The organism is Marinagarivorans sp., from assembly GCF_982758155.1.
On sequence record NZ_CEXWTU010000235.1, the window covers coordinates 1 to 7,376 of the forward strand.

The following is a 7,376-nucleotide window of genomic DNA, read 5'->3' on the forward strand; positions in this document are numbered from 1 at the left end:
CCTCTAAATCCGTCAGATGATGGGCCTCGGCAGCGTTGATGTGCAATACGGTATGTACGTGATTCGACATCACGGCATAGGCACACAAATCGATGGCGAAGACCTCAGTCAATAACAACAAGCGGTCTTCTATCCATTGACGACGGTGCTCGTAGTTTTGCCCTGTGTGGTTATCTCGGCCGCACAAGAATGCTTTTCTGACACATCTACTGACACAATGATAATAAGGCGTTGCATCTAGCGAAACCTGGACTTTACGAGCCTTTGTCATGGTAATCACCTAGCGGCAGAGGGCAATACCTTAAGCCTAGCGGATGATCGTTTTTTGTCCAGATTTTAGAGTGTGTGTCCCCCTATGTTTCCCCCTATGTTTGTTTTCCTACGAAGCCGCGAAGGAACAAAACCCCAACCGCTGGTCTCGCGAGACGCGTAACTGGGGGAGCATTGAATCAGTGGCGCTGAACCCAGAGAGAATTGACCACTGATTACTTTTTTTGTGACAACTAGCTTGAAAGACTCCGATATTCTAATTCCCCCTTTTTCTATGCCAATCTCTTATTGCAATCCCTACTGGGTCTGCTATGTGTTCTGACCCTAGGGACTTTAGAATGGAATAAGCATTTGTCGAGTCTGTATAACTAAAGTCAAGGTCATTTGGGTTTGCTAAATCTACCGAGTCATCACGAGCAGCGTCGATAATGTTTTTTAAGTTACCCTCACAAATTGAGTCAAACTTCCGTTTATATTCTCCATATTGCAGTCCGATTTCAGCATCCATATGTATTGAATAACATGGTTCATCGTGGCTAATTGTAGTTCTGATACCTTTTGAGTAGATTAATGTATTTTTGACTTTCCCTTCACCAATTGAAGTATGCGGTTCAAAACCGTGTTGTCGATACAATTCGCACATCCCTAAAATTATATGCTTCCCATTTAATTGCCCATCCCTAATTTCTATGCGCCCGCTAGCGTAAAGTCCGCCCCACATTTCTAATGTTGTTGCTTGATAATGCGGCTCTATTTCGCTTTCTTCGCTGGATAGGTCCAAGAACCAAATATCTCCTGACTGACGAAGCTCCTCATATTTTTCAATGGGAATTCCTGCTTCAATAAGTAGCTTTGGGTCTACTTGTCTGATTATCCCTCTCGCATTACAGCTTACGCCGCAGAACGTTAGATTTTGTGAGTTTGAAATTGCTGGAATATATTCAACCATTTTGGAAATGCCTGGAATAAGGCTAATCATGCCGCAAGCTGAAGAGTCTTGTGGATAGAGGCAGGTCTGATATAAATCATCTCCTATCGGAGGATATATTCCTACAGGCTTTAAGTGCGACCAAGTTTGCCCCATTATTGCCATGATTGGGTCGTCAGCTACAATTCGTGGGCCTAATCGCATATTCGAGTTGCTTCCAATAATAGGCGCGAGGAAGTGATCTCTAAGGTAAGGGCCAAATAATGACGGCTTGCACTCTAAAGTTACCCAGCTATTAGGTTTAATTTGATTTGCTTTTAGGGCATCTAATAATTCCTTGGGGGAGTGGTATGTTGGCGCGTTTAATTTTCTTATGGGCGTCTCCATTTTTTTATAAAGTGAAGGCAGCCAATTTTTCAGGTCAGGATAAAGTTGTTCAGTTAAAAAATTCCCAATAGCTTTGTTCATATACAGACCTTTTTAGGCAATTTTATCTAGTGTGAAAATCAAAAAATACTGAGCCGATATATCGTGGCTTCCTAACTCTTATTGGTTTAATAAAGTATCATTACGTGCTATTTCAAATTTCATGGGTATGTTCACCGCATGGGAAACTCCGTGTATTTAGAATTAATTGCGAGCCAAGCTATACCTCAATCTTCTGAAGCTAAACTGTCCTGAGTCTTTCAAATTCATCTTTTGGCCATCCAAAGCAATCAAATAGTACTTTGTCAATAATGTTGGGTCTTGTCTGTGCTTCGTTGTTATCGGTGAGTGTATCTAAGGATGATATCAGTATTGCGAGTGCGGTCTTCCCTTTGGTAAGAATCGTCAAGGTCTTCTCCAAAAGTAATTTAACTAAGAATCTAGAGCGTGTTTAGAATTGAAGTCGTCATTTTTTCAGTTCAGGTATTCTAATTATGATCATTACCTCTCCACCCTAACTTTCAGGGCCGTCGGAGGCAGGATGCCGACGCAGAGCTTACAGGGAGGTATTCACCGCGTGCCCAGAAAGTTAGGGTGGGGCGGCCTACGAAGGGCGATCTATTCCTAATCACTTCTAAAAAACACCCCATAAAAACATCCCAAGTTAAATATTCACCTGAAAAAAAAGGCCTACACCCTCGCGGGTGTAAACCTCTTGTCTTGCTTGGCTGCTATTACTGGCAAGCCTCACAATCCGGCTCATCTATCGAACACGCCTTTGGCACGTTGGCGGGGCCGCTGGCCATTACGTCGGTTTTGTCGCCTGACGATACAGCGTTGTGGCTGCCGCGCTCTACGGTGGACTTCTCGGCGCTGGATGCTGCCAAGGCGCGCAAATAGTAAGTGGTTTTAAGGCCGCTGTACCATGCCATACGGTAGGTTACATCTAGCTTCTTACCGTTAGCGCCCGCAATGTAAAGATTCAAGCTTTGGGCTTGGTCGATCCACTTTTGGCGACGGCTGGCGGCGTCGACTAACCAGCGTGGCTCTACTTCAAAGGCCGTGGCGTACATGACTTTTAAATCTTCCGGTACGCGGTCGATTTTTTGTAACGAACCTTCGTAATACTTAAGATCGTTAATCATCACGTTATCCCATAAGTTACGCTCTTTAAGATCGCGCACTAAATAAGGGTTAACTACCGTGAACTCGCCAGACAAGTTCGACTTAACATACAAGTTTTGGTAAGTCGGCTCGATGGATTGGCTAACGCCCGTAATGTTCGCAATGGTTGCCGTTGGGGCAATGGCCATAACGTTCGAGTTACGCATGCCCTGGGTTTTCACTTTCTCGCGCAGGGTTTCCCAATCGAGCGTGGTGTCGTGGTTCATCTCGATGAACTCTTTACCACGGTTTTCCTCGAGGATTTTGATGGAATCGATAGGCAGAATGCCCTTGCTCCACAAAGAACCGTCGAAGGTGCCGTAACTACCGCGCTCGGCGGCTAGCTCGCTAGAGGCTTCGATCGCGTGGTAGCTGATAAGCTCCATAGACTCGTCGGCAAATTGCACCGCTTCTTTACTGCTGTAAGCCAAATGCTGCTTATAGAGTGCATCTTGGAAGCCCATAATGCCCATGCCCACAGGGCGATGGCGCATGTTGCTGGTGCGTGCGGCCGGTACGCTGTAGTAGTTAATGTCGATAACGTTATCCAACATACGCACAGCGGTTTTAATGGTTTCGGCGACTTTCTTCTTGTTCAGCTTGCCATCTTCAATGTGCTGGGCCAAGTTGACCGAGCCCAAGTTACACACGGCAATTTCTTCGTCGGCTTTAGTATTTAGCGTAATTTCGGTACACAAGTTAGACGAGTGAATAACACCGGCATGCTGCTGTGGGCTACGCAGGTTACACGCATCTTTAAAGGTGATCCAAGGGTGGCCTGTTTCAAACAACATACCCAACATTTTGCGCCACAAGTCTAAGGCGCGAACAGTCTTGAACAAGCGGATTTTACCTTCGGCCGCCATTTGCTCGTACTCTTCGTAACGCTCTTCAAACGCCTTACCGAATAAATCGTGTAAATCGGGTGCGTCGTGCGGCGAGAATAGCGTCCAGTCTTTATCTTCGAACATACGCTTCATGAATAAATCGGGTACCCAGTTGGCGGTGTTCATATCGTGGGTACGGCGACGGTCATCACCGGTGTTTTTGCGCAGCTCTAGGAATTCTTCGATATCCAAGTGCCATGTTTCTAAGTACGCACAGACCGCGCCCTTGCGCTTGCCGCCTTGGTTAACAGCAACGGCGGTATCGTTGGCTACCTTAAGGAAAGGAACAACACCCTGAGACTTACCGTTGGTGCCTTTGATGTAAGCGCCAAGCGAACGTACTGGCGTCCAATCGTTACCTAGGCCGCCGGCAAACTTACTGAGCATGGCGTTATCTTGAATGGCGCCGTAAATGCCGTGCAGATCGTCGGGTATGGTGGTGAGGTAGCAAGAGGACAACTGCGGGCGCAAGGTGCCAGCGTTGAATAGGGTTGGGGTAGAGCACATGTAGTCGAAAGAGCTAAGCAAGCGGTAGAACTCGATGGCGCGCTCGTTCTTTTCTTCTTCGCGCTCGGCAAGGCCCATAGCTACGCGCATAAAGAAGATTTGCGGCAATTCGATGCGCACGCCGTCGCTGTGGATAAAGTAACGGTCGTACAGGGTTTGCAAGCCGAGGTAGGTAAATTGCAAGTCGCGCTCGGCGATAATAGCTTTGCCGAGTAAGTCGAGGTCGAAGCCTTTAAGGTCTGGCGATAAAAGTTCTAGCTCTACGCCTTTTTCAATATAGGCCGGTAGGGCTTCGCAGTAAAACTTACCCATTTCGCTTTGCGTGGCACGCTCGGCAATGCCTAAAAAGCGCAGGGATTCGCAGCGTAATTTGTCGAGTAGCAAACGCGATGTGGCGAAAGTGTATTCGGGCTCACGTTCTACCAAGGTACGGGCAGAGATAACCAGTGCGGTGTTTACGTCTTCTTCGCTAACGCCATCGTATAGGTTACGCATGGCTTCTGTAAGAATGGCGGCAGGGTCGGCATGGTCTAGGCCGGCACACGCTTCGGTGACCAAGGTGTTTAAGCGCACAATGTCCAGCGGCAATAAAGAGCCATCGAGCTGTTTAACGTTGATGTCGGGGTATTTGAATTCGGTGCGGCTTAAGCTTTTTTGGGCTTCGCGCAATTTGGCGCGCTCGGTACGGTAGATTACGTAATCACGAGCGACTTTATGCTCGCCGGCGCGCATTAGAATCAATTCTACTTGGTCTTGAATTTCTTCGATGTGGATGGTGCCACCAGAAGGCATGCGACGGCGGAACGTTGAGCTAATTTGGTTGGTGAGTTTTTCTACCGTTTCGTGAATACGGCTAGAGGCTGCGGCAACGCCACCCTCAACGGCCAAAAAGGCTTTGGTCATCGCGATGCTGATTTGGTCGTCTTTGTAAGGCACAACCGTGCCGTTACGCTTAATCACACGCAATTGCCCCGGCGCGTTGGCGGCCATGCTTGAAGGCACTGCATCGCTTGTGGGGTTGGCGCCTTTTTGCGGGGCTACCGGTGTTGAATCTGCATCTGTTTGCATGTGTATCTCCTAAATGCGCTGAACTTACTAGCGGCTAATTATTCCTAGCGGCTAATTATTCGGGTGCGCGTAAGTCTTAAAATGGTCAAAAAAAGTGTCATTTTGTAGCGCTAAGCGACGGCGTGTTGCTGTCGTGCTAAAAACTGTACAAGGCGTGCACAAAAAAGCGCGCTAAAAATGGGCAAAACACCATATGTTGGGGGTCGTGCGGTTTCGGGCTACAAGATAATGCGGTTTGGGCAAAGTTGCAACAGGAGGAAACGGGGGGTAAATTGTGAATAAATTGTGGGTATAGTTGTGGACAACTACCCCCAAGGGCCGCCGTTATTGACGCGGCGCAAAGTGGTGTGGCGCTTATGTTCGCACAGACAATTATATTTTATGGCGCCAGCTTTTTATGCCGAAAAAAACCTTTACTGATTGAGCTGTTGCTGAAGGGCTTTTGTGGATAGCGCACGCACACCGGAAAGCATTAAAGTGATGTCGTTAATCAAGCTCCAAGCATCTTGTTTGCTGGCGCCTTTAATCGCCCGGTCGGCTAGGGCGCATTGGCGTAGCAATAAGCGGAGTTGGCCGGCTTTAAGGCGACTTAAGGCTTGGCGTACTAAGGGCACGCGCTTATCAAAAATACCGTGTTGCTTGGCTACGCTTTCGATACTGCCGCCATTTTGTTTGGTGAACAGTAGGGCGTTAAGCGCGCGGATCTCTCGTGAGAGTGCCCATAAAATGATGGTGGCCTCGGTGCCTTCTTCGCGTAGGCCTTGCAGGGTGCGTACTGCTGCGCGGGCATCGCCGCCGGTGGCGCGATCGACTAAGGTGAAAATATCGTAGCGGGCGCTGTCGACCACGGCGTTGGCCATTGTGCTGGCATCGATCACGCCATCGTCGCTCAGCAGTTTGAGCTTTTGAATTTCTTGCACGCAGGCCAGCAGGTTGCCCTCAACCTTGCTTGCCAGTATGCCTACTGCGTCGCTGCTTACGCGTAAGCCTTCGGACTTTAAACGTAGGTCGACCCAGCGCGGGAAAAACTTAGGGCTAATGGGCCAAATTTGCAGGGTGCCGCCCACGCTATCAACGGCTTTAAACCATTTGGTATTTTGCGTGGCACGATCAATTTTGGGGAAGATCAGTAAGAGTAAGGTGTCTGGGCTAGGGTTTTTGCTGTATTCCAGCAATGCCTGCTTGGCGGCATCGTTGGGCTTGGCGGTATGGCTGCGCACTTCGATAATTTTGCGCTCGGAAAACAGGCTCATGCTGTTGGCGCTTTGCAGTAACTGTTGCCAGTCGAGATTGGCATCGGTGTGGTAAAGCTCGCGCTCGCTGTAGCCTTGCTTGCGTGCAGCGTGGCGCAGCATGTCGCAGGCCTCTTGTACCAATAGGGGTTCGTCGCCGGTAATGAAGTAGACCGGTAGCAGTGGGCTGCTGCAGTGGTTTTTTAGCTGTTCGGCGTTAATGCGTGCCATGGCTGCTGCTCGCTTGTGCGCTACTGGTGCTGGTGTTTTCGACAGGGAGGGTAACGGTATTTGCGTACTTCATACTTTGCAGCAATATACGGTTGATCAGCTCTTGTCGCATTTCTTTAACCAGCGTTTGTTGCTCTTCGGCTTTGGCGAGGTTAGTGCCAGGGATGAAGTCGTATACGCGCTGGGTGGCGATTGTGATGGGTAGCGCGGGCTGTGCGCCTTTTTGTTTGTAGCTGTAGGCAATTTCTAGGCGCAGTTCATATTGCGCTGCGGCACCGATACTGGTGACGGCGACAGTGCGTTTTTCGAGATCTTCGGCATCTAGCCACAAAGTGAGCGGTGCGCTTGGGGTGATTTTTACGCCGCGACGCACCAAGGTTTGCTGTAGTTGGCGTGCGATAGCGGCGTAAGGGTCGTCTGTTTTTAAGCCCAGCTCAGGGGGCAGCTGGCCTTTGTTAAAGCCGCGAAGCTGCCAGCCACAGGCTGTAAGGGTAAGGGCCAATAAGCCGATTAAAGCAAACCGAAGTGGTGATAATCGCAGCATGGGTGGTGGATCTCGGTATTGGGGGCGAGGAAGCAATATTTCATCCACTAATGCTTGATGTCGCCATCCTTACCTTCGTTGCTCAAAGCGTTACATGCCTCGGCATGCGCCCCTTTAAG

The 7,376-nt window shown here is 49.0% G+C and carries 5 protein-coding genes; all 5 read right to left on the reverse strand.

Annotated elements, in window-relative coordinates:
- On the reverse strand, positions 1 to 271 hold a 271-nt coding region (locus tag AC3A8L_RS18110; RefSeq protein ID WP_487963682.1), incomplete at its 3' end, for a transposase.
- A 255-nt stretch (positions 272 to 526) separates the two neighbouring features.
- A complete protein-coding gene (locus AC3A8L_RS18115; protein WP_487963683.1) occupies positions 527 to 1,666 on the reverse strand; it encodes a hypothetical protein in 1,140 nt (379 codons plus the stop codon).
- A 692-nt stretch (positions 1,667 to 2,358) separates the two neighbouring features.
- Entirely contained in the window at positions 2,359 to 5,250 is a 2,892-nt protein-coding gene (locus tag AC3A8L_RS18120; RefSeq protein ID WP_487963684.1) for a ribonucleoside-diphosphate reductase subunit alpha, read from the reverse strand.
- A gap of 413 nt (positions 5,251 to 5,663) precedes the next feature.
- Positions 5,664 to 6,713: a DNA polymerase III subunit delta gene (holA, locus tag AC3A8L_RS18125; protein WP_487963685.1), complete on the reverse strand. Its 1,050-nt coding sequence runs from the start codon at positions 6,711 to 6,713 to the stop codon at positions 5,664 to 5,666.
- Entirely contained in the window at positions 6,700 to 7,257 is a 558-nt protein-coding gene (locus AC3A8L_RS18130) for an LPS-assembly lipoprotein LptE (RefSeq protein WP_487963686.1), read from the reverse strand. The genes holA and AC3A8L_RS18130 overlap by 14 nt, the downstream gene beginning before the upstream one ends.
- Positions 7,258 to 7,376: the final 119 nt, after the last annotated feature.